Here is a 23,695-nt window from a genome sequence, read left to right as displayed (position 1 = left end):
TCGTGCCGCCCCGACACTGCCTGGCGATCCCGATGCTGTTTCCACACGAGCTGCCCGATGCCGACGTCCGTCATGTTCCGGGCTGGCTGCTGCCGGATCGGGCGGATGCGCTGCAGCGGACACTGGGCGAACAGGTGGCCTGGGATGTGCACCGCATCCGGATGTTCGGTCACTGGGTGGATTCGCCGCGGCTGAGCAGTTGGATCGGCGATCCGCAGGCGCGCTACCGGTATTCCGGCGCCGAGTTCGTCCCGCGGCCCTGGCTGCCGGCTTTGCAGGCGCTGCGCGTGCGATTGCAGGAAGAGGGTATCGGCCGGTTCAACAGCGTGCTGCTCAATCGATACCGCGATGGTGGCGATTACATGGGCTGGCACAGCGACGACGAACCCGAACTGGGACCGGCGCCGGTGATCGCTTCACTGAGCCTGGGTGCGGCGCGGCGTTTCCTGCTGCGACGACGCGACGAGCCGGCACGCAAGGCGGAGTTCCTGCTGGGCCATGGCGATCTGCTGTTGATGGCCGGCAGCACCCAGCGCTTCTATCAGCACGCGTTGCCGAAGATGGCGCGGGCTCAGGGCGAGCGGATCAACCTGACATTCCGTTGGATCACGCCGCGCTGAGCGAGGGATCAGCGCGGTGCTGCGGCGCTGTCGTTCTGCCCACTGACCAGCGTCCAGCCGACCACGTCCTGCGCGATCTGCTGCAGGCCACGTTCGAACGCCGCCGCAACCGCCGGCACATCGGTACTGCCAACGGGCTGCGCCTGACGGAAGGTGCGATCAGCGACCACGCGCTGGTCGGCCACGTGGATCAGCTTGGCATTGAGTTCGATCACCACCGTCGGCGTGGTCTGGCCCTGGTAGTCCGATTCGAAACGACGGATGTCCGTGGACAGCTTGTAATCGGCGCGGATACCGGCGGCGGTGCGGGCCACGCCGTTGATGCGGCCGGAGTCCTCGAAACCGCGCAGCAGCGTGTCCTCGATCATGTCGGTGGCCGGCTGGGCCCAGCTGGCACCCCTGTAGATCTCCAGCTCCGACGGCGTGGGACGCACGTTGATGCGCGGGCTGTCGACCATGCGCGCCGCGCTGGGTTTGGCCAGCACCAGCTGCCAGGCGACCTGGGGCCAGCTGGGATCGACCTTCACCTGCACGGCAGGCGAGTACAGGGTGACGGGATTCTTGTCGCCGCTGCCGAGGATCGAGCAGCCCGACAGCAGCGCCAGGGCCAGGCCTGGCAGCAGCAGGCGCGGGAAGAGGATCGGGCTCATTTGGGTTCGAACTCCTTCGGGGCATCGCGGCCGAGCAGATAGCGCGCGGGGTTGTTCTCGAGGCGGTCGCTGACCCGGCGCAGGTCGCGGATCAGGCCACGCAGCTCGGTCAGGGTCGGGCCCAGCTGGCCGAGCCCGTCATTGGCGAAGCTGTTGATCGCGGCGCGGTTCTCGCCAAGGATCGAATCGGCATTGCCGGCAGCCGAATCGAGCTTGACCAGGGTTGCGTCGAGCTTGTCGATGATGCCCGGCAGCTGCTGCACCAGGTTCCTGTCGAGGCGCTCGATGGTGCCGTTGGTGGTCTTCAGCGTGGTGTCCAGGCTGCGTGCGGCATCGCGCGCGCTGAGCAGCAGCGCCTGTGTGCCCTGGTCGCGGTCGGCCAGTCCGCCGCTGATGGTTTCCAGGTTGGCCAGGGTCGCGTTGATCGACGCCACGTTGCGATCGCTGAGGATCTGGTCCATGCGCTCGACGATGCGGTTGGCCACATCGGTGATGTTCTGCAATGCCGAAGGCGTGGTCGGGATGATCGGCGCCGGGTCCTTGTTGACCGTGGTCAGTGCCGGCGACTGCGGCGTGCCGCCGCTGAGCTGGATGATCGACGGACCGGTCAGGCTGGTGATCGCCAGCTTGGCACGGGTATCGGTCTTCACCGGCGTGGTGGAGTTCAGGCGGATGCGCGCCACCACCTGGCGCGGATCGTCCGGTACCAGGTTCAGCTCGATGATCGAGCCGACCGCGATGCCGTTGTACTGCACCGGGCTGCCGACCGACAGGCCGGTCACCGCCTCGCGGAACACCACGCGGTATTCCTGCCAGGTGCGGTCGGATGAGTACTTGGCCGCCCACAGGCCGAAGGCCAGCAGGGCCAGGCCGGTGATCAGGGTGAACGCGCCGATCAGCACGTAGTTGGCTTTGGTTTCCATGGCTCAGGCACTCTCGATCTGTTCGCCACGCGCGGCACGCGCACGTGGTCCGTGGAAGTATTCCTGGATCCACGGATGATCCAGTTTCTCGATTTCCGCAAGCGGTGCGTTGGCGATCACCTTGTGGTCGGCCAGCACGGCGACGCGGTCGCAGATGGCGTACAGCGTGTCCAGGTCATGAGTGATCAGGAACACGGTCAGGCCCAGCGCTTCCTGCAGGGTCTTGATCAGCCGGTCGAAGGCCGCCGCGCCGATCGGGTCCAGGCCGGCGGTCGGTTCGTCCAGAAACAGCAGCGGCGGGTCCAGTGCCAGCGCGCGGGCCAGGCCGGCACGCTTGCGCATGCCGCCGGACAGCTGCGAGGGCAGCTTGTTGATCGCATCGGCGGGCAGGCCGGCCAGCTTCACCTTCAGCAGTGCCAGCTCGTAGTGCCAGCGTTCGGGAAGGTCGCGATGATGCTCCTTCAGCGGAACCTGCACGTTCTCGCCGACGGTCAGCGAGGAGAACAGCGCGCCATCCTGGAACAGCACGCCGGTGTTGCGCTCGATATGCAGCCGGCTTTCGGCATCGTCGGCACGCGCATCGCGGCCGAGCACTTCGATCTGTCCTTCATCCGGCACGCGCAGGCCCAGGATCGAGCGCATCAGCACGGACTTGCCGGTGCCCGAGCCGCCGACGACGCCGAGGATCTCGCCGCGCCGCACGTCCAGGTCGAGGTCCTCATGGACGGTCTGGCTGCCGAAGCGGTTGACCAGCCCGCGCACGCGGATGGCCAGGTCATGGCCATCGTCATCACGCATCTCGAAGGTGCCGGAACCGGAGGTCGTGTTCATGTCACCAGTCCATATGCATGAACCACAACGCCGCAAAGGCGTCGATGATGATCACCAGCGAGATGGTCTGCACCACGCTGGATGTGGTGCGCTCGCCGACCGACTGCGCGGTGCCGGTGACCTTCAGGCCCTCCAGGCAGCCGATCAGGCCGATCACCACCGCGAAGACGGGCGCCTTGGACAGGCCGACCAGCATGTGCCGCACCTCCATCGTGTCGTGCATCCGCGCGATGTACATCTGCGGCGGAATGTCCAGATCGAACGCGCCGACCGTGATGCCGCCGGCCAGGCCGGCAATCATCGCGATGAAGGTCAGCAGCGGCAGGGTCACCAGCAGCGCGAACAGGCGCGGCAGTACCAGCAGGTCGATCGGGTCCAGGCCCAGCGTGCGCATCGCATCGATCTCCTCGCGGGCCTTCATCGCGCCGATCTGCGCGGTGAACGCGCTTGCCGTGCGGCCGGCCAGCACGATCGCGGTCAGCAGCACGGCGAACTCGCGCAGGAAGGCGATGTTGACCAGCTCGACCACGTAGATCTCCGCGCCGAAGTCGCGCAGGATGGTCGAGCCCAGGAACGCGATCACCGCACCGACCAGGTAGGACAGCAGCGCCACCAGCGGCACGGCGTCCAGGCCCACCTGCTCCATCTGATGCACGGTGGCGGTGAGGCGGAAGCGCCGCGGCTGCTTGACCAGGCGAGCGGTCTTGACCATCGCCTCGCCGAGGAAGCTGGCCAGGGCCACGATGTTGTGGCCGGTGCCATGCATGCTGACGCCCAGCCGTTCCAGCGCGGCCAGCACGCCGAAGTCGCGCTTGGGCTTGGGCCGGTCGTCGGCCACTTCCTCGATGGTGCACACCAGTGCCTGGTGATCCGGCCGGAACTGCAGCGCATCCTCGCCGAGGTCGGCGCGATGGGCCACGCGCAACAGCTGCAGTACGCCGGCCGAATCGAGCTGCTCGATGCCCGTGGCGTCAATGCCGGTCAGTTTGTCGGGAACGGCGCGCAGCACCTCGGCCGCGGCCAGCGCGGTCTTCAAGGTCCAGTGGCCGGACAGGCGGATCAGCCCGGGGTCGTGGGCGTCCTGTTCGAGCTGGGGGGCGAGGTTCTGGGTCACGTGGGCCATTCGGGTCGCAGCATAACCGTTCTGTATTGTGCTTCGCGTTGAACCAGGATGAATTCCTCCGGCGGGGCCCGGCCTAGGTAATACTACGGCGCATGTCCGCAGACGCTCACACGATCCCCACGCCCCAGGCCACCTACGCGCAGCGCGTGGCCTTCGTTTCCGAGATCGCCGGCCGCCTCCACAGCTACGGCACCACGGCCCAGCGTCTGGAAACGGCCGTGGTTGCACTGGCAAAACAGCTCGATCTCGATTGTGAACCGTGGTCTAACCCCACCGGCATCATCCTCAGCTTCAGCGACCCGGCCCAGGCGATCGGCTCCAGCGACATCACCCGCGTGATCCGCCTGGCACCGGGCGAGAACGACCTGCACAAGCTCAGTGTCGCCGACCGGATCGCCGAGGAAGTGGCCAACGGGCGGATGAGCATCGCGCAGGGGCACACCGCGCTGCGTCAGCTGGACAAGGATCCCGGCCGTCGCGGCAAGCTCCGCACCATCCTCTCGTTCACGCTCGGCGCGGCCGGTGTCGCCGGCATGTGGAAGCTGCCCTGGCTGGACATCGCCACCGCCGGTGTCATCGGCCTGATGATCGGCCTGCTCGGCATGGTCACCGACCGTCGCCCGGCGACCCGCGAGGCCGCCGAGGCGCTGGCCGCGCTGCTGGCCGGCCTGGTTGCCACCTTGGTCGCTTCGTTTGTCGGCGCGCTCAACCTCAACACGGTGATCATCGCCTCGCTGGTGGTGCTGCTGCCCGGCATGTCGCTGACCAATGCGGTCAACGAACTGGCCAGCCAGCACTGGGTGTCAGGCACCGCGCGGTTTGCCGGTGCGCTGACCACGATCATGAAACTGAGCGTCGGCGCGATGATCGCGGTGACCCTGGCCGATGTGCTGGGCCTGGACCCGGTGATCCGTGCCTCGCGACCGCAGGGACCGTGGGTGGAGTGGGGGTCGCTGCTGACTGCGGCCTTCGCCTTCGCGATGCTGTTCAAGGCCAGCCGTCGCGATTATCCCTGGGTGATTGCCGCGTCCGTGGCCGGCTATGCCATTTCCAAGTTTGGCGGGCACGCCTGGGGGGCACCGGCAGGCATCTTCCTGTCGGCGATGGTGCTGACCGCCGGCGGCAACCTGTTCGGTCGGCTGGCCGGGCGTCCGGGTGCGATCATCCGCCTGCCGGGCATCATCATGATGGTCCCTGGCAGCACCAGCCTGCGTGGCGTGCTGACGCTCGTCCAGCAACAGGATGTCGGTGCCGGCCAGAGCGTGTTCCTGACCGTGCTCAACGTGGTGATGGCGCTGGTGGCGGGCCTGCTGTTCGGCAACCTCTTGATGCCGGCGCGCAAGACGTTGTGATGGAATGAAGAACGCCGGCTTGCGCCGGCGTTCTTCATTCTTTCCGATCCGGCCTCAGGCCTTCTTGATCAGGAAATCTTCCGGCTTCTTGCTGCCCTTGGCGGTCAGCTCGGCCATCCAGCGCGGCTGCTTGCCACGGCCGGTCCAGGTTTCCTTCGGGTTGGCCGGGTTGCGGTACTTCGGGGCGACCTTGCCGAGCTTGCGGCCGGCGGTCTTGGACGGCGCCGCTGCCTTGCGGGCGCGTGGCTTGGCAGCCGTGGTAGCGGTACCGAACAACTCCTCGATGGTGTAACCCTCGGTCTTGGCCAGCTTGCTCAGCTGGGCCCGCACCTTGGCGATCGGGCGACGCTTGGCGACGATGGTCTGCTGCTTTTTCGCGGTGCGGATCAATGCGCCCAGCTCGCGTGCCGACAGGCCGGTCAGGTCGATGCTCATCTACGGTTACTCCGGAAACTAATAAGGGACAGGGACGAGCCGGTCCGTGGCGTCGGCGCACAGGATAATGATGAATTAAATCCAGTACAAATCATGCAGGTCAGGGTATGGCGATGGACCGACTGCATCGTGACCATTTTGACCGGATTATGTCCAGCTGCATATTCACCGGCCCACCGCCGGTACAAAGAAAAAGACCGGGGCATGCCCCGGTCCTGTCACTCAACCCTGCAGGCGTTGCAGCAGGGTAGCCTTGTCCAGGCTTTCGGCTTCGCTGGCACGTCGCGAGCGGTACTCGTACGTGCCGGCCGCCAGGCCGCGCTCGCTGACCACCACGCGATGCGGGATGCCGATCAACTCCATGTCGGCAAACATCGCACCCGGACGCAGCCCGCGATCATCCAGCGCGGCATCGAGACCGGCATCGCGCAGTTCCTGCAGCAGGCCGGCAGCGGCTTCGGCCACAGCGGCATCGCCCTTGGGGTTGATGACGCACACCACCACCTGCCACGGCGCCATCGCGTCCGGCCAGATGATGCCGGCATCGTCGTGATTCTGTTCGATCGCGGCAGCGACCACGCGCGAGATGCCGATCCCGTAGCAGCCCATTGCCATCACTGCGGCCTTGCCGTTCTCGTCCAGTACGGTGGCGTCCAGTGCTTCGGCGTACTTGCGGCCAAGCTGGAACACGTGGCCGACTTCGATGCCACGGGCGATCTTCAACTCGCCGCCGTCCAGCGCACGGTCACCGGCACGCACGTTGCGGATATCGACCACTTCCGGTTCCGGCAGGTCGCGGCCCCAGTTGACTCCAGCCAAGTGGAAGCCCGCTTCATTGGCACCGACCACGAAATCGGACATCGCCGCCACTTCGCGGTCGGCCACCACGCGGATCGCCTTGGCCGGTGAAACCGGGCCGAGGAAGCCGGGCACGCTGCCCAGGTACTCGGCGATCTCCGCTTCGCTGGCAAAGCGCTGCTCTTCCAGGCCGGGAACCTTGCCCAGCTTGATCTCGTTGACCTCGTGGTCGCCACGGACCAGCACCAGCACGAACCCTTCGTCGGTCATCAGCGCCACCGACTTCACCGTGCGCTGCAGCGCGATGCCGAGCAGGGCGGCAACGTCCTCGCAGGTCTTCTGGGTGGGGGTCTCGACCTTGCGCATCGTCTCGCCGGCTGCCGCGCGCGGTGCCGGTTCCGCGGCGATCGCCGCTTCCATGTTGGCCGCGTAGTCCGAGCCGGTGGAGAACACCAGCGCGTCCTCGCCCGAATCGGCGATCACATGGAATTCCTGCGACGCGTCGCCACCGATCGCGCCGGAATCGGCCTGCACCATGCGGAAGTCCAGGCCCAGCCGGGTGAAGATGCGGCTGTAGGCGGCCTTCATGTTCTCGTACTCGCGCACCAGGCACTCATCGTGCAGGTGGAACGAATAGGCGTCCTTCATCAGGAATTCGCGTGCACGCATCACGCCGAAGCGCGGGCGGATCTCATCGCGGAACTTGGTCTGGATCTGATAGAAGTTCACCGGCAGCTGCTTGTAGCTGGACAGTTCGCTGCGCGCGAAGTCGCAGGCCGCTTCCTCGGCGGTCGGGCTGTAGCAGAACACCTGGTCCTTGCGATCCTTGATCTTCAGCAGCTGCGGCCCGAACTTCTGCCAGCGGCCGGTCTGCTCCCACAGCTCCTTGGGCTGGATGGTCGGAATCTGGAACTCCACGGCACCGGCGCGATCCATTTCCTCCCGCACGATGCGTTCGACCTTGCGCAGCACGCGCAGTCCCAGCGGCGACCAGGTGTACAGGCCGGAGGCGAGCTTGCGGATCATGCCCGCACGCAGCATCAGGCGGTGGCTGGTCAGCTCCGCGTCGCTGGGGGTTTCCTTGGTGGTGTGCAGGTGGAACTGGGAGAGGCGCATCGTCGGCTTCGGTCTACGGCAGAGATCCCTATTCTGCCAGCCCGGGCGGGGGGAGGGTATCGGCAGGGCTGCGCCCTGCACCCGTCTCAGGCAACTTCAACTGCCACAGCAACAGCGGGCTTCGCGTGGGATGGCGGGGTGGATCCGGTGGCAGGGGACGCCGTAAACCCGTCCATGGGGGCTTGGTCGCGGCATCCATGCCGCTCAGCCCCTTCCATCGGACCCACCCCGCCTTCGACAGATCTCTGCGACCTGTCAGGACATGCCTTGGGGTCAGATCCGTTTTCCTGCGGAAACGGATCTGACCCCATTTTTGATTCCATGTAGCCCCATGGATGGGTTTACGGCGTGTCCTGCCAGCCCACACCGCCCCGCCAGACCAGCAGAAAACCAGAGCCGCTTTGGCATTTGACGTTGCCGTTGCCTGAAGCAGGTGCAGGGCGCAGCCCTGCCGACCCCTCAACCGGCTGCTGGGCAGTAGGCCTTGATGCTGGCTTCAGCCAGTCCCTTCTGCGCGGTGCGCTGCTCCGCGGTCAGTACGGTGTCGCCCTTGCCGTCGCCGTCGGTGTCCTGCATCACCTGGCCGGACCCCTCCAGCAGGGCCAGGTTGGCACGGGCGGTGCTGCACTGCTCCGGTACGGGTGCGGCCGGGCGTTCGGCGCTGTCAGCCGATGGCGCCGAGCGCGCCTGCGCCCGGGTCTCGTAGGTCCTGCCTGCTGGCGGGGTTTCCGAATACTGGGTGACGCCGTTGGCGTCCTTCCACTTGTAGACGGGGCCGGCCATGGCACTGGTACTGGCCAACAGCAGCAGGCATCCCAGGCAGGACAGGGCACGCATGGCAAACTCCGCAGAATGGGCGTAGAACGCCGATTGCAGCATTGGCACCGACCGCTGGCAAGTCGATTAAACTGGATTCCATGGACCCGATCACACCGCCGCCGCGTTCGCGCACGATTTACCTGCTGCCCAACCTGTTCACCACTGCGGGCCTGTTCGCGGGCTTCTACGCGATCATCGCCGCTGCCAACGGGGATTTCGTCAATGCCAGCATCGCGGTGTTCGTGGCGGCGGTGATGGACGGCCTGGATGGCCGTGTCGCGCGCCTGACCGGCACCAGCAGCGAGTTCGGCGTGCAGTACGACTCGCTGGCCGACCTGGTCAGCTTCGGCATGGCGCCGGCACTGGTGATGTACCACTGGTCGCTGTCCTGGCTGAAATTCGATGATCCCCTGCTGGGCCGTGTCGGCTGGGCCGTGGCCTTCCTGTACGCCGCATGCGCGGCGCTGCGTCTGGCCCGCTTCAATACCCAGGTCGCGGTGGTGGACAAGCGCTGGTTCGTCGGCCTGGCCAGCCCGGCTGCTGCCGGGCTGATGATGTCGTTCGTCTGGGCCTTCGCCGATGGCAACCTGGGCTGGGATGGCAATCAGCTGCGCTACGTGGCGCTGGCGGTGACGCTGGTCGCTGCGCTGCTGATGGTCAGCCGCATCCGCTTCTGGAGCTTCAAGGGCGGTGCCGCCAAGGATTCCCGATCCGACCGGGTGCCGTTCCTGGTCCTGGCACTGGTACCGATGGCCATCGCGATCGCGGTGATCGACCTGCCGCGCGTCCTGTTCGCCGTGGGCATCCTGTATGCCCTGTCCGGCCCGGTGATGTGGGCGGTGCAGCGCCTGCGCAAGAAGTCCGAGGCCGCGTGAGCCAGGATCTGCCCGTGCTGTGGTCACCGGCCCAGCAGGCCTGGCTGCAGGCGATGGGCTATACCGTCTATCACGACGGCCAGCTCGCCGCGGAGCTGGACGCTGCATTGCAGCTGAGCGTGGCCGACGCCGATGCCGCCAGCCCGGCAGCGCAGTCTCCGTCACGCCAGCCCGAACCGGCAGCGGTGGAGCCGGCACCGCGCCAGCCGCGGAGTCCGTCGTCGCCGCCTCGCACCGCGCCCGCCGTGGTGCCGGCAACCGAACCGCAGGCGGCACGCGCAGCCCCGGCGGGCACCACCCGGCAGCCGGCGGTACGTCTGCCTGATCGCCTGCAGATCGCGCTGCTGCGCGCATCCGGCTGCAACCCGAACGATGCCGCGACGCAGGCGCTGATGGACAGCTGGCCGTTGGAGCAGCTGCGCCGTGATCCAGCCGCCAAGCGCGCGCTGTGGCCGCAGCTGCGCGCCCTGCGCAAGAGGGGCGCGCCGTGAGTGCGGTCAGCCAGCCTGGCCCGGTGCGCCTGCGGGCGCTGCGCGAGAGCGATCTTGCCGAGGTGATGGCGATCGAGGTGCGTGGCTATCCCTTCCCGTGGACCCGCGGCATTTTCATCGATTGCCTGCGTGCGGGTTATCCCGGTCTGGCAATGGAGCGCGACGGCCAGCTGCTCGGCTACGGCGTGCTGAGCATCGCTGCCGACGAGGCGCATGTGCTGAACATCTGCATCGATCCGCTGGTGCAGTCACGCGGGCTGGGGCGGCAGCTGCTGCGTGCGCTGGTGCAGCTGGCTGGTGATCGCGGTGCCCAGCGTGTGTTCCTGGAAGTGCGCCCGTCCAATGCGCCGGCGCTGGCGCTGTATCACAGCGAAGGGTTCAACGAAATCGGCCGGCGTCCGCGCTATTACCCGGCCGCGCAGGGGCGCGAGGACGCGGTGGTGATGGCGATCGAGCTGGTCGAGGGCGACCTGCAGACGATGCCGCCGCTGTAACCGGCATGCGCCGCGTTGCCCGCCGGTACGGCCGGGCGCTGGCGGCAGGTGCCAACCTTGGCGGGCACGTGTGGCTCACGCCAGCCGCAGGGCCAGCACTCCGCTGACGATCAGCGACGCCGCCAGCCAGCGCACGCGCGGTATCCGTTCACGCAGCAGGAATGCCGAGATCAGCAGGGCGAACAGGATCGATGACTCGCGCAGGGCCGACACCATCGCGACCGGTACCTGGGTCATCGCCCACAGTGCCATCGCGTAGGACGCGGTGGTGCCCACGCCGCCGGCCAGGCCCAGCGGCCAATGCTGGCGCGCATAGGTCAGCACCGCGCTGCGGCGGGTGTACAGCGCCCACAGCGGCAGCGGGATGCCCGACAGCAGGAACAGCCACAACGTGTAGGCCAGCGGGCTGCCCGACAGGCGCGCGCCGTGCGCATCGACCAGGGTGTAGGTTGCGATCATCGTCGCCGTCAGCAGCGGCAGGCCGAGCTGGCCTGCGCGCGCGCCCAGTGCCATGGCCAGGATGCCGCTGCTGACCAGCGCCACGCCCAGCCACGCCGCTGCGGGCAGTGATTCGCCGAGCACGGTGCCAGCCAGCGCGACCAGGATCGGTGCGCAACCGCGCATGAGCGGATACGCCAGGCTCATGTCCACCTGCTGATAGCAGCGCGCGACCAGCGCGTAATAGACCACCTGCAGCAGTACCGAGGCCGCCAGCCACGGCCAGCTGGTCACGTCCGGCAGAGGAAGGAGAGGCAGCAGCGCGGCGGACAGCAGTGCGGCGCTGCCGGTGACGAGCACGGTGCCGAGGAGCTTGTCGGCGCCACGCTTGACGATGGCGTTCCAGCTGGCATGCAGCGCGGCAGCGGCGAGAACCAGCAGGAAGATCGAAAGCGGCATCCTCTGATGATGCCAAAAGACCTGGGCGGGTGCGGACCTGGATCCGCACCCGCCGGTCGGCTGTTACAGCTTCGCGCGTTGTTCGCGCAGGCCGGCCAGCTGGGTGTTCCAGTCGGCCAGGCGCACGCGCTCCTGCTCGACCACCGCAGCCGGCACCTTGTCGGTGAACCGGGCCAGCTTGGTTTCGCTCTTCTCCTGCTCGCCTTCCACGCGCTTGATCTCCTTGTCCAGGCGTGCACGTTCGGCATCCAGATCGACCAGGCCTTCCAGCGGCACCAGCAGCTTCAACTCACCGACGATGGCGGCGGCCGCAGGCGGAGCGCTTTCGCCTTCGCCCAGCCACTGCACGCTGTCCAGCTTCAGCAGGAACGACAGCGACGCACTGAAGCGTTCGACGCGGGCACGATCCTGCTGCTGGCCGGCCTGCAGGCGCAGGGGCACCAGCCTGGACGGTGCGACGTTCAGTTCGCTGCGCACGCGGCGCACCGCGCTGATCACCGCCTTGAGCCATTCGACGTCGGCCTCGGCCTGGGCGAAATCGCCCTGGAACTCGGCTGCGGTCGGGTAGGGGCGCAGCGACAGCGTGGTTTCGGCCAGGCCCAGGCGCGGGGCGAGCTGCTGCCACAGCTGTTCGGTGATGAACGGCGTCAACGGGTGCAGCAGGCGCAGCAGGGCTTCCAGCACATACAGCAGGGTGTGGCGGGTGCTTTCGGCATCCGCTGCGTCGCTGCCGCTCAGCGCCGGCTTGCTCAGTTCGAGGAACCAGTCGCAGAACGCATTCCACGCGAACTCGTACAGGCACTGCGCCAGCAGGTCGAAGCGGTAGGCGGCGAAGTGGCCCTGCGCTTCAGCGGTGGTGGCCGCCAGGCGTGCAAGGATCCAGCGCTCGGCATCGGTACGCGGTGCCGGCACGCCGCTGAACGCCGCACCTTCGGTGTTCATCAGCGCGAAGCGGCTGGCATTCCACAGCTTGTTGCAGAAGTTCTTGTAGCCTTCGGCACGGTTCATGTCGAACTTGATGTCGCGGCCATGGGTGGCCAGCGCCGCGATGGTGAAGCGCAGCGCGTCGGCCCCGTGGGCGGCGATGCCGTCCGGGAACTCCCTGCGCGTGGCCTTCTCGATCTTCTCCACCATCTTCGGCTGCATCAGGCCGCCGGTGCGCTTGGCGACCAGGTCATCGATGCTGATGCCATCGATGATGTCCAGCGGGTCGAGCACATTGCCCTTGCTCTTGGACATCTTCTGGCCTTGTCCGTCGCGGATCAGGCCGGTGAAGTAGACGTCCTTGAACGGAATCTTTCCGGTCAGGTTGTCGGTGGCCATGATCATGCGGGCCACCCAGAAGAAGATGATGTCGAAGCCGGTGACCAGCACCGACGACGGCAGGTAGCGGTCGAAGCCACGCTCGGCCATGGCCTGTTCGTTCGGCCAGCCCAGGGTGGAGAACGGCCACAGCTGGGAGGAGAACCACGTTTCCAGCACGTCGCTTTCCTGGTTCAGCACGACATCGCTGCCGAGCTTGTGCTTTGCCCGCACCTCATCCTCGCTGCGACCGACGTAGCAGGTGCCGGTGGCAGCGTCGAACCACGCCGGAATGCGGTGGCCCCACCACAGCTGGCGGCTGATGCACCAATCCTGGATGTTGGCCATCCAGTGACGGTAGGTGTTGATCCAGTTCGGCGGCACGAAGGAGATGCTGCCCGGCTTCCCATCGATACCTTCGACCAGCTCCAGGCCGCGCTTGGCCAGCTCGTCCATCTTCACGAACCACTGGTCGGTCAGGTACGGCTCGATCACCTGGCCGGTGCGGTCGCCGCGCGGCACCTGCAGCTTGTGCGCCTTGGTCTCGACCAGGATGCCCAGGTCTTCCAGCTCGGACAGCACGGCCTTGCGTGCTTCATAGCGGTCCAGGCCCTGGAAGCGTTCCGGGGCGTTCTCATTCAGCGCCGCCACCGGAGTGAACAGGTTGATCATCGGCAGGCTGTGGCGCACCCCGACCTGGTAATCGTTGAAGTCATGCGCGGGCGTGACCTTGACCACGCCGGTACCGAACGCGCGGTCCACGTAATCATCGGCGATCACCGGCACGCGGCGGCCGGTCAGCGGCAGCACCACGGTCTTGCCGATCAGGTGTGCGTACCGCTCGTCTTCCGGATGCACCATCACGGCGGTGTCGCCCAGCAGGGTCTCCGGGCGGGTGGTGGCCACCACCAGGTAATCGCGGGTCTCGCGCAGGGTTTCGTTACCGTCGGCGTCGCGCTCGACGTGCTCGTAGCTGAGGCCGTCATCGAGCTGATAGGCGATCGACCACAGGAAACCGTCTTCTTCGGCGCTCTCCACTTCCAGGTCGGAGATGGCGGTTTTCAGCACCGGATCCCAGTTGACCAGACGCTGGCCGCGGTAGATCAGGCCCTGCTCATGCCAGCGCACGAAGGCCTCGATCACCGCCGCCGAGGGCTGCGGGTCCATGGTGAAGGTGCTGCGCGACCAGTCGGCCGACGTGCCGAGGCGGCGCATCTGTCGTTCGATGGTGTCGCCGGACTGCTGCTTCCACTCCCAGACCTTGCCGATGAAGCCTTCGCGGCCCAGCGAGTCACGGGTTTCGCCCTTGCCTTCCAGCGCCAGGTTGCGGCTGACCACCATCTCGGTGGCGATGCCGGCGTGGTCGGTGCCGACCTGCCACAGCGTGTCGTAGCCGCGCATGCGGTGGTAGCGCACCAGCGCATCCATCAGGGTCTGCTGGAAGGCGTGTCCCATGTGCAGCGTGCCCGTCACATTCGGCGGTGGCAGCAGGATGGTGTACGGCTCGCCCTGGCCGGACGGCTTGAAGTGGCCGGCCTTCTCCCAGGCCTCGTAGAGGTCGGTCTCGAAGGACTTCGGGTCGTAGCTGGAGGCGAGTTGGGTCATGCGGGGGAACCAGGAGGTAATCGTTGAAGGATCAGGGCGCAGGGGTGGCCCATCAAGGGGGCCGCGGGGCGCTCACATGTCGTGCTTGTTCAGGTCGTAACCGGCGGCCTTGTACTGGCGCCAGCGTTCGCGCAGCGGTTCGCGCGCTTCAGGGTCGGCCGGGACCACTTCCAGCACGCGCTCGCACTGGCCCAGCCAGGGGGCGTCGCGCAGGTTGATCACCAGCGGGCGGGCCGGCGCCTCGGTGCCGGGCACGGCGATCAGCACCAGCGCTTCTTCCTCGTCCATGTCCTCGCCGGCAATCTGATGCGGGATGTAGGCGTCGTCATCGAACGCCCACAGCAGTTCGTCCAGTTCCTCGGCCTGGGCCTGGTCGCGCGCCAGCACCAGGGTGAACAGGCCGGCATCGTTGGCCTTGCGTGCCAGCTCGCATACCAGGCGCAACGGCTCGGTCAGGAAACGGGGCTTGGCGATCAGGTAGAAGTCGGCGCGGGGCATGGCAGGGTCCGGAACAGGCGGGGGCCCGGTCTGGCCGGGCGAGGCCCTGGCCGGCGGTGGCCGGCCAGGGTCTGGTACAGCATCAGGCGCGGGCGGCCTGGTCCAGCAGCCACTGGCTCAGCAGGCCGACCGGGCGGCCGGTGGCCATGCCACGCTTGCCCTCGTCGCTGGCGACGCCGGCGATGTCCAGGTGAGCCCAGCGCTGGCCTTCGGCGAAGCGCGACAGGAAGCAGCCGGCGGTGATGGCGCCGGCCCAGCGGCCGCCGATGTTGTAGACGTCGGCGAAGGTCGAATCCAGCATCGGCTGGTACTCATCCCACAGCGGCAGGCGCCAGGCGCGGTCGAACACGTGCTCGCCGGCGGCCAACAGCTCGTTGGCCAGGTCGTCGTGCTTGCTCATCAGGCCCGCGGTCTGGTGACCGAGGGCGACCATGCAGGCGCCGGTCAGGGTGGCGACGTCGACCAGCGCGGCCGGCTCGAAGCGCTGCGCGTAGGTCAGCGCATCGCACAGGATCAGGCGGCCTTCGGCGTCGGTGTTGCCGACTTCGATGGTCTTGCCCGACATCGAGGTGATGACGTCGGACGGGCGGTAGGCGTTGCCGTCGATGGCGTTCTCCACGGCCGGCACCACCACCACCAGGTTCAGCGGCAGCCTGGCCTTGACCGCAGCGACGAAGGTGCCGATGACGTTGGCGCCGCCGCACATGTCGTACTTCATTTCCTCGATGCCGCCCTGGGTCTTCAGGTTGACGCCGCCGGTATCGAAGGTGATGCCCTTGCCGACCAGCACATAGGGCTTGGCATCGCCGGCGCCGGTCCACTTCAGCACGACCAGGCGCGGGCGATTGGCCGAACCACGGGCCACGGCCAGCAGCGAGCCCATGCCCAGAGCTTCCATCTGGGTCTCGTCGAGGATCTCGGCCTCGGCGCCGTCATGCTCGCTGGCGAACTTCACGCCGACTTCGGCCAGGTAGGCCGGGGTGCAGTAGTTCGGCGGCAGGTTGCCCAGCTCGCGGGCGAACTCGACACCGGCAGCGATGGCCTGGCCTTGGGCCAGGGCCTGCGCGTCGTCACCGGCGATGGCCAGCTGGGCCAGCCCGGCATCATCGGCCTTCTTCTTGCCCAGCGTGGCGGTGTAGCGGTACGCCGCGTGATCGGCGGCGATCACTGCCTGGCGGATCGCCCAAGCCGCATCGCGCTCCTTCACAGCCACTTCAGACAGGGTGAACAGCGCACTGCGGGTGGCGCCTGCCTTCAACGCGCGAACGGCGTCGCCTACGGCCTTCAGGTACTGCGGCACGCCGAAGCGGGCGGCTTCACCCAGCCCGACCACCAGCACGCGCGGCGCTGCCACGCCCGGCAGGTCGTGCAGCAGGCTGGTGGCGCCGGTCTTGCCGGACAGGTCGCCGCGCTGGGCGAGGGCCGACAGGCGGCCGCCGCTGGCGGCATCCAGCGCCTGTGCAGCCGGAGTCAGGGTATGGTCGGCGTACGCGCCGACCACTAGGCAGTCAACGGGGGCGGCGGCCGGGGCGAGGTGGTTCAGGGTGAATTCGAGAGCCATTGAGCAGATTCCATTGGCAAGTCCGTACAATCGCGGACCGTTTACGCCCAGACGCTAGACTGGGCGGCACCGCGAACGAACCCCAGAGTTTAAACCACCGCCCCATGTTGAAGCTCGACCGCTACCTGCTGGGCGATTTCGTCCAGAGTTTCCTGGCCACCCTGATCGTCCTGCTGGTGGTCAGCGTGGGCGGCGTGCTGGTGGACATCCTCGGCAACATCGCCGACGGGCGCTTGCCGGCCAGGCTGCTGTTCTCGCAGCTTGCGCTGCAGTTCATCGTCTACATGCCGCTGATCCTGCCGCTGGCGTTGATGCTGGGCCTGCTGCTGGCGATCGCCCGCCTCTACCGCGACTCGGAAATGGCGGTGATCACCGCCATCGGCGTGGGCCCCAGGCGCCTGCTGCGGCCGCTGCTGATGCTGGTGGTGCCGGTGGTGGCGGTGGTGGGCGCCTGCTCGCTGTGGCTGGGGCCGTGGGCCTCACGCACCGCCGAGCAGATGATCCAGGACGCCAACCGCAGCGTACTGATGGCCGGCCTGGAACCCGGGCGCTTCACCCCGCTGCCCAACGGCGGCGTGGTTTACCTGTCCTCGATCTCGCCCGATGGCACCCAGCTGGGCAAGGTGTTCCTGCAGCGTGCCAAGGACGACCGGCTGGAAGTGGTCTCTGCCGCCAGCGGCCGCATGTACTTCGAGGGCGAGCGGCAGCGCTTCCTGGAACTGGACAAGGGCCACCAGGTCGAGGGTCCGCTGGCCGGTGCGCTGGATTACCGGCTGGCCACCTTCGCCCGCAACGATGTGGCCCTGCCTGACGGTGCGCAGACCCGCAAGGATGACGATCCGGAACTGATGTCGACCCTGCAGCTGCTGGGCGACGGCCGCACCCAGGCCCAGGCCGAACTGCATCGCCGGCTGGCCCCGCCGTTGATCGCCCTGGCGTTCGCCCTGCTGACCGTGCCGCTGGGGCGCAGCTCGCCGCGCCAGCAGCGCTACGGGCGCATGATGCTGGCCCTGCTGGCCTACATGGTCGGCACCAACCTGACGTTCATCGGCGCCGGCTGGATCGCCAGTGGCAAGCTGCCGGCGATGCTGGGCCTGTGGTGGCTGACCCTGCCACTGCTGGCGTTCGCGGTCTGGATGTATGCGCGTGATGGACGCATGAGCCTGCCCAAGGGGGCCCGCGCATGATGCTGCGACCGATGCGGTTCGATTTCTACCTCGGGCGCGCGGTGTTCGGCACCGTGCTGTTGACCTGGGCGGTGCTGACCGGCCTGGACGTGGTGATGGCCTTCTCCGGCGAGTTCAAGGACATCGGCAAGAACGGCTACACCCTGGGACACGCCGCGGCGTGGGTGCTGTATACGGTGCCACGCCGCGCCTACACCTTCTTCCCGACCGCGGCGGTGATCGGCGCGCTGATGGGGCTGGGCCAGCTGGCGGCGACCTCCGAACTGACCGCGCTGCGTGCGCTGGGCCTGTCCCGCAAACGCCTGAGCGTGTCGGTGGCGATTGCCCTGTCGCTGCTGACCGCGGTGATGGTGTTCAGCGCCGAGACGCTGGGCCCGTGGGGGCAGAACCGTGCCGATTCGCTGAAGATGAGTGCCAAATGGGGCCAGGACATGGCCGTGGCCCGTTATTCCGGCATGTGGGCACGCGAAGGCGATACCTTCCTCAACGCGCAGAGCGGTGAGGAACAGCTGGTCGGCAACACGGGAACGCGGTTGATCCTGCGTGACGTCCGCCTGTACCGGATCGCCGAAGACGGGCGGATCGCATCCCTGACCCACGCCGCCACTGCCGAACATGACAAGGACGGCTGGGTATTGACCGGCGTGCGCCGCGATACCTTCGGCGAGCGCTCGGCAACGCGCGAGGAAGTGGCGCGCGAGCCCTGGAATTCCAAGCTGGACGCGGCGGCACTGGCGACCGGTATCGCCAAGCCGCGCAACCTGAGCGTGTCCGAACTGAGCACGAGCATCGCCTATCGCGAGCGCAACGGCCTGGATGCGCGTGACTTCGAGGATGTGTACTGGAGCCGCTGGTTCTATCCGGTGAACGTACTGGCGCTGTGCCTGGCCGCCGTGCCGTTCGCGTTTGGTTCGCTGCGCAGTGGTGGCATGGGCAAGCGCCTGTTCCTCGGCATCCTGTTCGCGTTGGGCTTCTGGCTGCTGCAGCTGTTCTTCGGGCGCATGGCCGGCGCACTGAAGTTTGATTACCGCATCGCCTACGCGCTGCCGCCGATCGTGATGCTGGTGGTGTCAGGCCTGCTGTTCCGGCGGAAATCGGGCTGATTCCGGCAACGCCGGGCCATGCCCGGCGCCAGCAGGACACTTCAGCGCTTGGGCATCCGCACCAGACGCGTGCCACTGGCACGGTCGTGCCACGCCAGGCGTTGGCGATCCAGCAGGGCCCACCAGAAGCCCAGCCCACCCAGCAGCAACGACAGCGTTGCCACGGCGAACCGCAGCCACAGCTGCGCGCGCCGCAGCGCGGTGCCGTCGGCCGACACCAGTTTCAGCCGCCACGGCCGCATGCCAAGGGTCTGCCCACCCCGGCGCCAGCTGGCGGTTGCATAGGCCCCGGTGACGACCCAGCACACCGCCCACAACAGCCATTGCCAGGCACTGAAGGGCGCGATGTTCTCGCGCTGTGCATGGCCACTGAAGGTGTAGGCCAGGGTGAACGCCGTGCCGGCCAGCATCCACAGCGCGAGCACGGGCAGCGCGTCGTAGACCATCGCCAGCACGCGCCACGGCAGCAGCGCACGGGGGCGCTGCGCCTCGGGCGTGGCAGTGGAAGACACGTCGGTGGCAGGGCTGGACATGCGCCGAGCATACGCAAAGCTGGCCGCGTCCGCAGTCACCCTCGTATCCTCCGCGCATGGCCGTCATTTCCACCCCCGCCGAGCGCCGTCAGCTGGTCCAGCAACTGCCTGCACTGCGTGCCGACGACAGCATGCGCATCCAGCGCTTCCTTGATGCCATCTGGGCGGAGAACGGTCTGGCCAGGGCCACCCTGGACAGCTACCGTCGCGATCTGGAAGGGTTGGCACGCTGGCTGGACGGCCGCGAAGGGGGCCTGGCCGGCGTCGAACGCGCCGGGTTGTTCGACTACCTGGCCTGGCGCACGCGCCATGGCTGGTCGCCACGCAGCAATGCGCGCCTGCTGTCGGCGCTGCGTGCGTTCTTCGCCGATGGCGTGCGTCGCGGCGAGCGCAGCGAGGACCCCGGCGCTCTGCTGGATCCGCCGAAGCTGCCACGCCTGCTGCCCAAGGCGCTGGCCGAAAGCCAGATCGATGCGTTGCTGGCCGCGCCGGATGTCGGCAGTCCGCTGGGGCTGCGCGATCGGGCCATGCTGGAGCTCATGTACGCCGCGGGCCTGCGCGTGAGCGAACTGGTACTGCTGCCGGCAACGGCGGTGAACCTGCGGCAGGGCGTGCTGCGGGTGACCGGCAAGGGCAGCAAGGAGCGGCTGGTGCCGCTGGGCGAAGAGTCACAGCACTGGCTGGAGCGTTACCTGCAGCATTCGCGGCCGCAGCTGGTGGGAAAGGGCAGGGTGCAGGCACTCGCCGATGGGCAGACGCCGCTGTTCATCGAGCCCCGGCTGCACGCGCTCACGCGGCAGGCGTTCTGGCATCTGGTCAAGCGCCATGCACAGGTCGCCGGCATCGATCCGGCCCGCATCAGCCCGCATGGCCTGCGGCACAGCTTCGCCACCCATCTGCTCAACCGCGGCGCGGACCTGCGTGCGCTGCAGATGCTGCTTGGCCACAGCTCGCTGTCGACCACCCAGATCTACACGCTGGTGGCGCGTGAACACCTGCAGAAGCTGCACGCTCGCCACCATCCCCGTGGTTGAGCGGCCTGGATGAACCCCGTCCGGCTTCCGTCAGCGGGCCACGGCGCCGCCCCGGGCGGCTGTGTCAGAATCGGTGGTCCTCTTCTGCTGCGGAATGCTCCATGCTCCGATTCGCCATCGCCGCCGTGTTCGGCGCGCTCAGCCTGACGGCCTGCGCCCAGCCGGCTCCGCCGGCCCCTGCGGCCAAGGCGCCTGCCGCCGCCTCCGCCCGGGCCACCCCGGCTGCCAATGGTCCGGCAGAGCAGGCGGTGCGCGCCGCGCTGACCGCGCTCAACCCCGGTTTCGAAGTGGATTACATCGGCGCCGCGCCCTTCCCCGGTTTCCGCGAGGTGGTGGTCTCCGGTCAGCTGCTGTATGTCTCCGACGACGGCCGCTACCTGTTCCAGTCGCAGCCTTATGACACCCGGGCCAAGGGGCCGGCCAACAGCGAGGGCCTGCTCGGTTACCGTCGCGCGCTGCTGGCCAAGGCCAACCACGGCGACCGCATCGTGTTCGCCGCGCCCAACGCCAAGTACACGGTCAGCGTGTTCACCGACATCGAGTGCGGCTATTGCCGCAAGCTGCACCAGGACATCGCCGAACTCAACCGCAACGGCATCAGCGTCGAGTACCTGGCCTTCCCGCGCATGGGACTGGGCAGCAAGGATTACACCGACATGATTTCGGTCTGGTGCGCAGCCGATCGCCGCCAGGCGCTGACCAATGCCAAGCGTGGTGGAACCGTGCCGGCGAAGAACTGCACCAATCCGGTGGCGATGCAGTACGCGCTCGGCCAGCAGCTGGGGGTGAACGGTACCCCGGCGATCTTCGCGCCCGATGGCACCCAGCTGGGCGGCTACCTGCCGCCGGCGCAGCTGCGTGCGGCGCTGGAGAAACTGTCGGCCCAGCGCTGACCGGGATATCGCCGGGCAGGGCCCGGCGCTACCCGCCCGACCACGGTAGCGCCGGGCCATGCCCGGCGGAGGCCTTAACCGATCAAGGCCGGGGGCGCACGGCGCCCCCGGCCTTTTCCTTACTTCAGACCATCGCTGACGGCCTTGGTCAGCGTGCCCTGCGCATCGTCACCACTGAATTCCCAGACGAACGCGCCGCCCAGGCCCTGGGTCTTCACGTAGCCCATCTTGCGGGTGATGTTGGCCGGAGTGTCGAAACTCCACAGCGTGCTGCCGTTGTAGATCCAGGTGGCGCCTGCGGTGTTGTCGGTGTAGCCCGGCCAGGCCAGGTTCTTCAGTACCTTCCAGTCTTCGATGCCGGCCTCATAGGTGCCCGGTGCGGCGCCTGAGGCGGTCTGGTACAGGCCATTGTTGGCATTGGCCACGCCCGTCCAGCCACGTCCGTAGTAGCCGATGCCCAGGTTGAGCTTGGCGGCCGGCACACCCCGGCTGATGAAGGCCTCGATGGCGTCGTTGCTGTTGTACAGCTTCTGGTCGCCGGTGGACGGATCATTCGGCGAATCGAACAGTGCCGACTGGTGATTGGTCCTTGCATCCCACGCACCGTGGAAGTCGTAGGTCATCACGTTGATGTAGTCCAGGTACGGGTGATACGCCGCCGGGTCGGTGACGCGGATCTTGTCGATGCCGGCACCCACCGCCACGGTCAGCAGAAGGCCCGGACGCACCGCATCGAGCTGGCGGCGGAACTCGGCCATGAGTGCGGTGAAGTTGGCGTTGTCCTCGGGCTTGCCGCACTCGATGCCGCAGGCCACGGGGTATTCCCAGTCGATGTCGATGCCGTCGAACACGCCCAGTGCTGCGCCCGTGCCGCCGGCGCCGTCGGTCACCGGCAGGTTGCCCTTGATGTAGGCGTCGATGCAGGAGGCGACGAAGGCCTGGCGGTTCTCCGGACGGGCCGCGCTGGAGAATCCACGCGACCAGGTCCAGCCACCCAGCGAGATCAGCACCTTCAGACCCGGATGCTTGGCCTTGAGCTGCTTGAGCTGGTTCCAGTTGCCGCGCAGCGGCTGGTCCCAGGTATCGGCGCTGCCACTGACGCTCTCGGCGGCGCTGAAGGCCTTGGTGTAATCGGCGAACGCATCGCCACCGGCGCCGCTGTTCGGGTCCGACGGCTGGGTCACGCCCACTTCGCAGCGGTTGTTGCGCACGTTGCCGAAGGCGTAGTTGATGTGGGTCAGCCGCGCGGCGGAACCGCTGCTGTCGATGTTCTTCACCCGGTAGTTGCGGCCGTAGATGCCCCACTGGGTGAAGTAGCCGATGACCCGCTTGCCGGTGCCGCCACCGTCGCCGGCCAGGGTGGTGGCGCTGATTTCCGTGCCCTGGGCGGACGCATTGCCGGCGTTGTCGCGGGCACGCACACGGTAGCGGTAGGTGGTGGACGCGGTCAGGCCGCCATCGACGTAGCTGGTGCTGGACGGAGAACCGACCAGGCTGCCGTTGCGGTACACATCGTAACCGGCCACGCCGCTGCCACCGGCGTTGTCGGTGGACGGACTCCAGCTCAGCGCGATGCTGCTGGCGGTACGGGTGCCCACCGCCAGCCCGCCGGGCACGCTGGGTGCGGTGGTATCGCCGCTGGCGGCGTTGACGGTGATGGTGATGGTCGGGGTGCTGGTGGTGGCGTTGTTGTTGTCGGTGGCCACCGCGCGCAGGGTGTGGCTGCCGGCGCTGGCATTGGCCCAGCTGGCGCTGTAGGGAGCGCTGGTATCCACGCCGATCGAGCTGCCGTCGCGGAAGAATTCCACCTTGCTGACGCTGCCGTCCGGGTCGCTGGCGTTGGCGGTGACGTTGATGGTGCTGCCGGCGCTGAAGGTAGCGCCATTGGCCGGTGAGGTCAGGCTGACCACGGGAGGCTGGTTGACGCCGCCGCCATCGCAGGCACCGAGGTTGGTGTAGTAGGGCGCACCGGCCGGATGGTCTGGCGGGGCATTCCAGATGTCCTGGTTTGCCCGGTACAGCACGCCGCCCTTCTGCAGGGTGTCGCCGGCGCGATAGATCTTGGCCTGGTCCCATTCGGCCACGCCGGCACAGCTGGCGGCCTGGGCCAGGCCCGGCAGGCTGGCGGCACCGGCGGCCAGGGCAAGCAGCCAGGCCAGGCGGCGGGGACGACAGCTTCGGGTGGAACGTTCGGCACTGCGCACAATCGGGTCGTACATGGTGTGTCTCCGATCAAAGGGCGCGCGGGCCCCGATGGCGCCGCGCGTGACGCAGGTCCGGGCGTCGCCGGGGAAGGCGACGGGAGGGGCCGGACAGAGGCACCTGGGAGGCCGGGGAGAGAGTCCGGCGCCAGGTAGGGACAACGTTGTCATCAATTGCGTGGTCAATCCGTGAGCAAGCGCATGGTTCCGGGATTCGGGCGGAGCGCGCTGGCGCGCGGTCGGCGGCCAGCGGCGGAGCCCCTTCGTGGCTGGGGGCGCTTACAGCGGACTTCTGGGGGGTGGGAGGGGGGGGGGGGGGGGGGGGGGGGGGGGGGGGGGAAGGGGGCCGGTGGC

22 protein-coding genes are annotated in these 23,695 nt (G+C 67.8%); 9 read left to right on the top strand and 13 right to left on the bottom strand.

Annotated elements, in window-relative coordinates:
* The first annotated feature begins 32 nt into the window (after positions 1-32).
* Positions 33-620 (top strand): alpha-ketoglutarate-dependent dioxygenase AlkB, encoded by a 588-nt coding sequence (locus ABE543_RS15730; RefSeq protein WP_053516962.1) that lies wholly within the window; start codon positions 33-35, stop codon positions 618-620.
* A gap of 8 nt (positions 621-628) precedes the next feature.
* Here ABE543_RS15730 and ABE543_RS15725 read toward each other — a convergent pair whose 3' ends face one another.
* From ABE543_RS15725 to ABE543_RS15710, 4 genes are read right to left on the bottom strand one after another with little or no spacing between them, the layout of a single operon-like run.
* Positions 629-1,270: an ABC-type transport auxiliary lipoprotein family protein gene (locus tag ABE543_RS15725; protein WP_065182499.1), complete on the bottom strand. Its 642-nt coding sequence runs from the start codon at positions 1,268-1,270 to the stop codon at positions 629-631.
* Positions 1,267-2,193 (bottom strand): MlaD family protein, encoded by a 927-nt coding sequence (locus ABE543_RS15720; RefSeq protein ID WP_053516959.1) that lies wholly within the window; start codon positions 2,191-2,193, stop codon positions 1,267-1,269. The genes ABE543_RS15725 and ABE543_RS15720 overlap by 4 nt, the downstream gene beginning before the upstream one ends.
* Positions 2,194-2,196: 3 nt before the next feature.
* The gene (locus ABE543_RS15715) at positions 2,197-3,024 is read right to left on the bottom strand and encodes an ABC transporter ATP-binding protein (RefSeq protein ID WP_053516958.1); all 828 of its coding nucleotides are present in this window, start codon (positions 3,022-3,024) and stop codon (positions 2,197-2,199) included.
* Position 3,025: 1 nt separating this feature from the next.
* Complete coding sequence (locus tag ABE543_RS15710; RefSeq protein ID WP_053516957.1) at positions 3,026-4,147, bottom strand: ABC transporter permease; 1,122 nt, start codon at positions 4,145-4,147, stop codon at positions 3,026-3,028.
* Between the two features lie 92 nt (positions 4,148-4,239).
* Between ABE543_RS15710 and ABE543_RS15705 the strand changes: the two genes are divergently transcribed.
* The gene (locus ABE543_RS15705) at positions 4,240-5,499 is read left to right on the top strand and encodes a threonine/serine exporter family protein (RefSeq protein ID WP_053516956.1); all 1,260 of its coding nucleotides are present in this window, start codon (positions 4,240-4,242) and stop codon (positions 5,497-5,499) included.
* A 54-nt stretch (positions 5,500-5,553) separates the two neighbouring features.
* On the opposite strand, the gene ABE543_RS15700 is transcribed toward ABE543_RS15705, so the two are convergent.
* From ABE543_RS15700 to ABE543_RS15690, 3 genes are all read right to left on the bottom strand, one after another.
* The gene (locus tag ABE543_RS15700) at positions 5,554-5,934 is read right to left on the bottom strand and encodes an H-NS histone family protein (RefSeq protein WP_053516955.1); all 381 of its coding nucleotides are present in this window, start codon (positions 5,932-5,934) and stop codon (positions 5,554-5,556) included.
* A gap of 222 nt (positions 5,935-6,156) precedes the next feature.
* A complete protein-coding gene (locus tag ABE543_RS15695) occupies positions 6,157-7,848 on the bottom strand; it encodes a proline--tRNA ligase (RefSeq protein ID WP_180875768.1) in 1,692 nt (563 codons plus the stop codon).
* Positions 7,849-8,307: 459 nt separating this feature from the next.
* On the bottom strand, positions 8,308-8,685 hold the full coding sequence (locus tag ABE543_RS15690) for a DUF4124 domain-containing protein (protein ID WP_074902117.1): 378 nt from the start codon (positions 8,683-8,685) through the stop codon (positions 8,308-8,310).
* Positions 8,686-8,765: 80 nt separating this feature from the next.
* Here ABE543_RS15690 and pssA point away from each other — a divergent pair, with 80 nt between their 5' ends.
* From pssA to rimI, 3 genes are read left to right on the top strand one after another with little or no spacing between them, the layout of a single operon-like run.
* Positions 8,766-9,542 carry a CDP-diacylglycerol--serine O-phosphatidyltransferase gene (pssA, locus tag ABE543_RS15685; RefSeq protein WP_053516952.1) on the top strand — a complete coding sequence of 259 codons (777 nt, stop codon included), beginning with the start codon at positions 8,766-8,768 and terminating at the stop codon, positions 9,540-9,542.
* On the top strand, positions 9,539-10,033 hold the full coding sequence (locus tag ABE543_RS15680; protein ID WP_065175343.1) for a hypothetical protein: 495 nt from the start codon (positions 9,539-9,541) through the stop codon (positions 10,031-10,033). Before pssA ends, ABE543_RS15680 begins: the two co-directional genes overlap by 4 nt.
* Positions 10,030-10,527: a ribosomal protein S18-alanine N-acetyltransferase gene (gene rimI / locus ABE543_RS15675; RefSeq protein WP_053516950.1), complete on the top strand. Its 498-nt coding sequence runs from the start codon at positions 10,030-10,032 to the stop codon at positions 10,525-10,527. Before ABE543_RS15680 ends, rimI begins: the two co-directional genes overlap by 4 nt.
* A gap of 75 nt (positions 10,528-10,602) precedes the next feature.
* On the opposite strand, the gene ABE543_RS15670 is transcribed toward rimI, so the two are convergent.
* From ABE543_RS15670 to ABE543_RS15655, 4 genes are all read right to left on the bottom strand, one after another.
* Positions 10,603-11,424, bottom strand: coding sequence for an EamA family transporter (locus ABE543_RS15670; RefSeq protein ID WP_111186577.1), 822 nt, complete (start codon positions 11,422-11,424; stop codon positions 10,603-10,605).
* A 63-nt stretch (positions 11,425-11,487) separates the two neighbouring features.
* Entirely contained in the window at positions 11,488-14,331 is a 2,844-nt protein-coding gene (locus ABE543_RS15665; RefSeq protein ID WP_346475874.1) for a valine--tRNA ligase, read from the bottom strand.
* Between the two features lie 72 nt (positions 14,332-14,403).
* Positions 14,404-14,829 carry a DNA polymerase III subunit chi gene (locus ABE543_RS15660; protein ID WP_312554861.1) on the bottom strand — a complete coding sequence of 142 codons (426 nt, stop codon included), beginning with the start codon at positions 14,827-14,829 and terminating at the stop codon, positions 14,404-14,406.
* A gap of 82 nt (positions 14,830-14,911) precedes the next feature.
* Positions 14,912-16,390, bottom strand: a complete 1,479-nt coding sequence (locus tag ABE543_RS15655) for a leucyl aminopeptidase (protein ID WP_053516946.1) — start codon at positions 16,388-16,390, stop codon at positions 14,912-14,914.
* 104 nt (positions 16,391-16,494) lie between these two features.
* Between ABE543_RS15655 and lptF the strand changes: the two genes are divergently transcribed.
* Positions 16,495-17,577: an LPS export ABC transporter permease LptF gene (lptF, locus tag ABE543_RS15650; protein ID WP_053516945.1), complete on the top strand. Its 1,083-nt coding sequence runs from the start codon at positions 16,495-16,497 to the stop codon at positions 17,575-17,577.
* Positions 17,574-18,680 carry an LPS export ABC transporter permease LptG gene (lptG, locus tag ABE543_RS15645; protein WP_053516943.1) on the top strand — a complete coding sequence of 369 codons (1,107 nt, stop codon included), beginning with the start codon at positions 17,574-17,576 and terminating at the stop codon, positions 18,678-18,680. The genes lptF and lptG overlap by 4 nt, the downstream gene beginning before the upstream one ends.
* A gap of 41 nt (positions 18,681-18,721) precedes the next feature.
* Here lptG and ABE543_RS15640 read toward each other — a convergent pair whose 3' ends face one another.
* The gene (locus ABE543_RS15640) at positions 18,722-19,213 is read right to left on the bottom strand and encodes an RDD family protein (RefSeq protein WP_065175339.1); all 492 of its coding nucleotides are present in this window, start codon (positions 19,211-19,213) and stop codon (positions 18,722-18,724) included.
* Between the two features lie 56 nt (positions 19,214-19,269).
* Here ABE543_RS15640 and xerD point away from each other — a divergent pair, with 56 nt between their 5' ends.
* Together xerD and ABE543_RS15630 are read left to right on the top strand one after the other, a co-directional pair.
* On the top strand, positions 19,270-20,247 hold the full coding sequence (gene xerD, locus ABE543_RS15635) for a site-specific tyrosine recombinase XerD (protein ID WP_053516940.1): 978 nt from the start codon (positions 19,270-19,272) through the stop codon (positions 20,245-20,247).
* A 101-nt stretch (positions 20,248-20,348) separates the two neighbouring features.
* Complete coding sequence (locus tag ABE543_RS15630; RefSeq protein WP_065175338.1) at positions 20,349-21,140, top strand: DsbC family protein; 792 nt, start codon at positions 20,349-20,351, stop codon at positions 21,138-21,140.
* 119 nt (positions 21,141-21,259) lie between these two features.
* Here the strand turns inward: ABE543_RS15630 and ABE543_RS15625 are convergent, their stop codons facing one another.
* Positions 21,260-23,359 carry a glycosyl hydrolase family 18 protein gene (locus tag ABE543_RS15625; RefSeq protein WP_053516938.1) on the bottom strand — a complete coding sequence of 700 codons (2,100 nt, stop codon included), beginning with the start codon at positions 23,357-23,359 and terminating at the stop codon, positions 21,260-21,262.
* Between the last annotated feature and the right edge of the window lie 336 nt (positions 23,360-23,695).

The sequence above is a fragment of the Stenotrophomonas sp. TWI169 genome (assembly GCF_039674705.1).
GTDB lineage: Bacteria > Pseudomonadota > Gammaproteobacteria > Xanthomonadales > Xanthomonadaceae > Stenotrophomonas > Stenotrophomonas maltophilia_P.
This window is presented reverse-complemented; position numbering and strand designations above follow the sequence as displayed.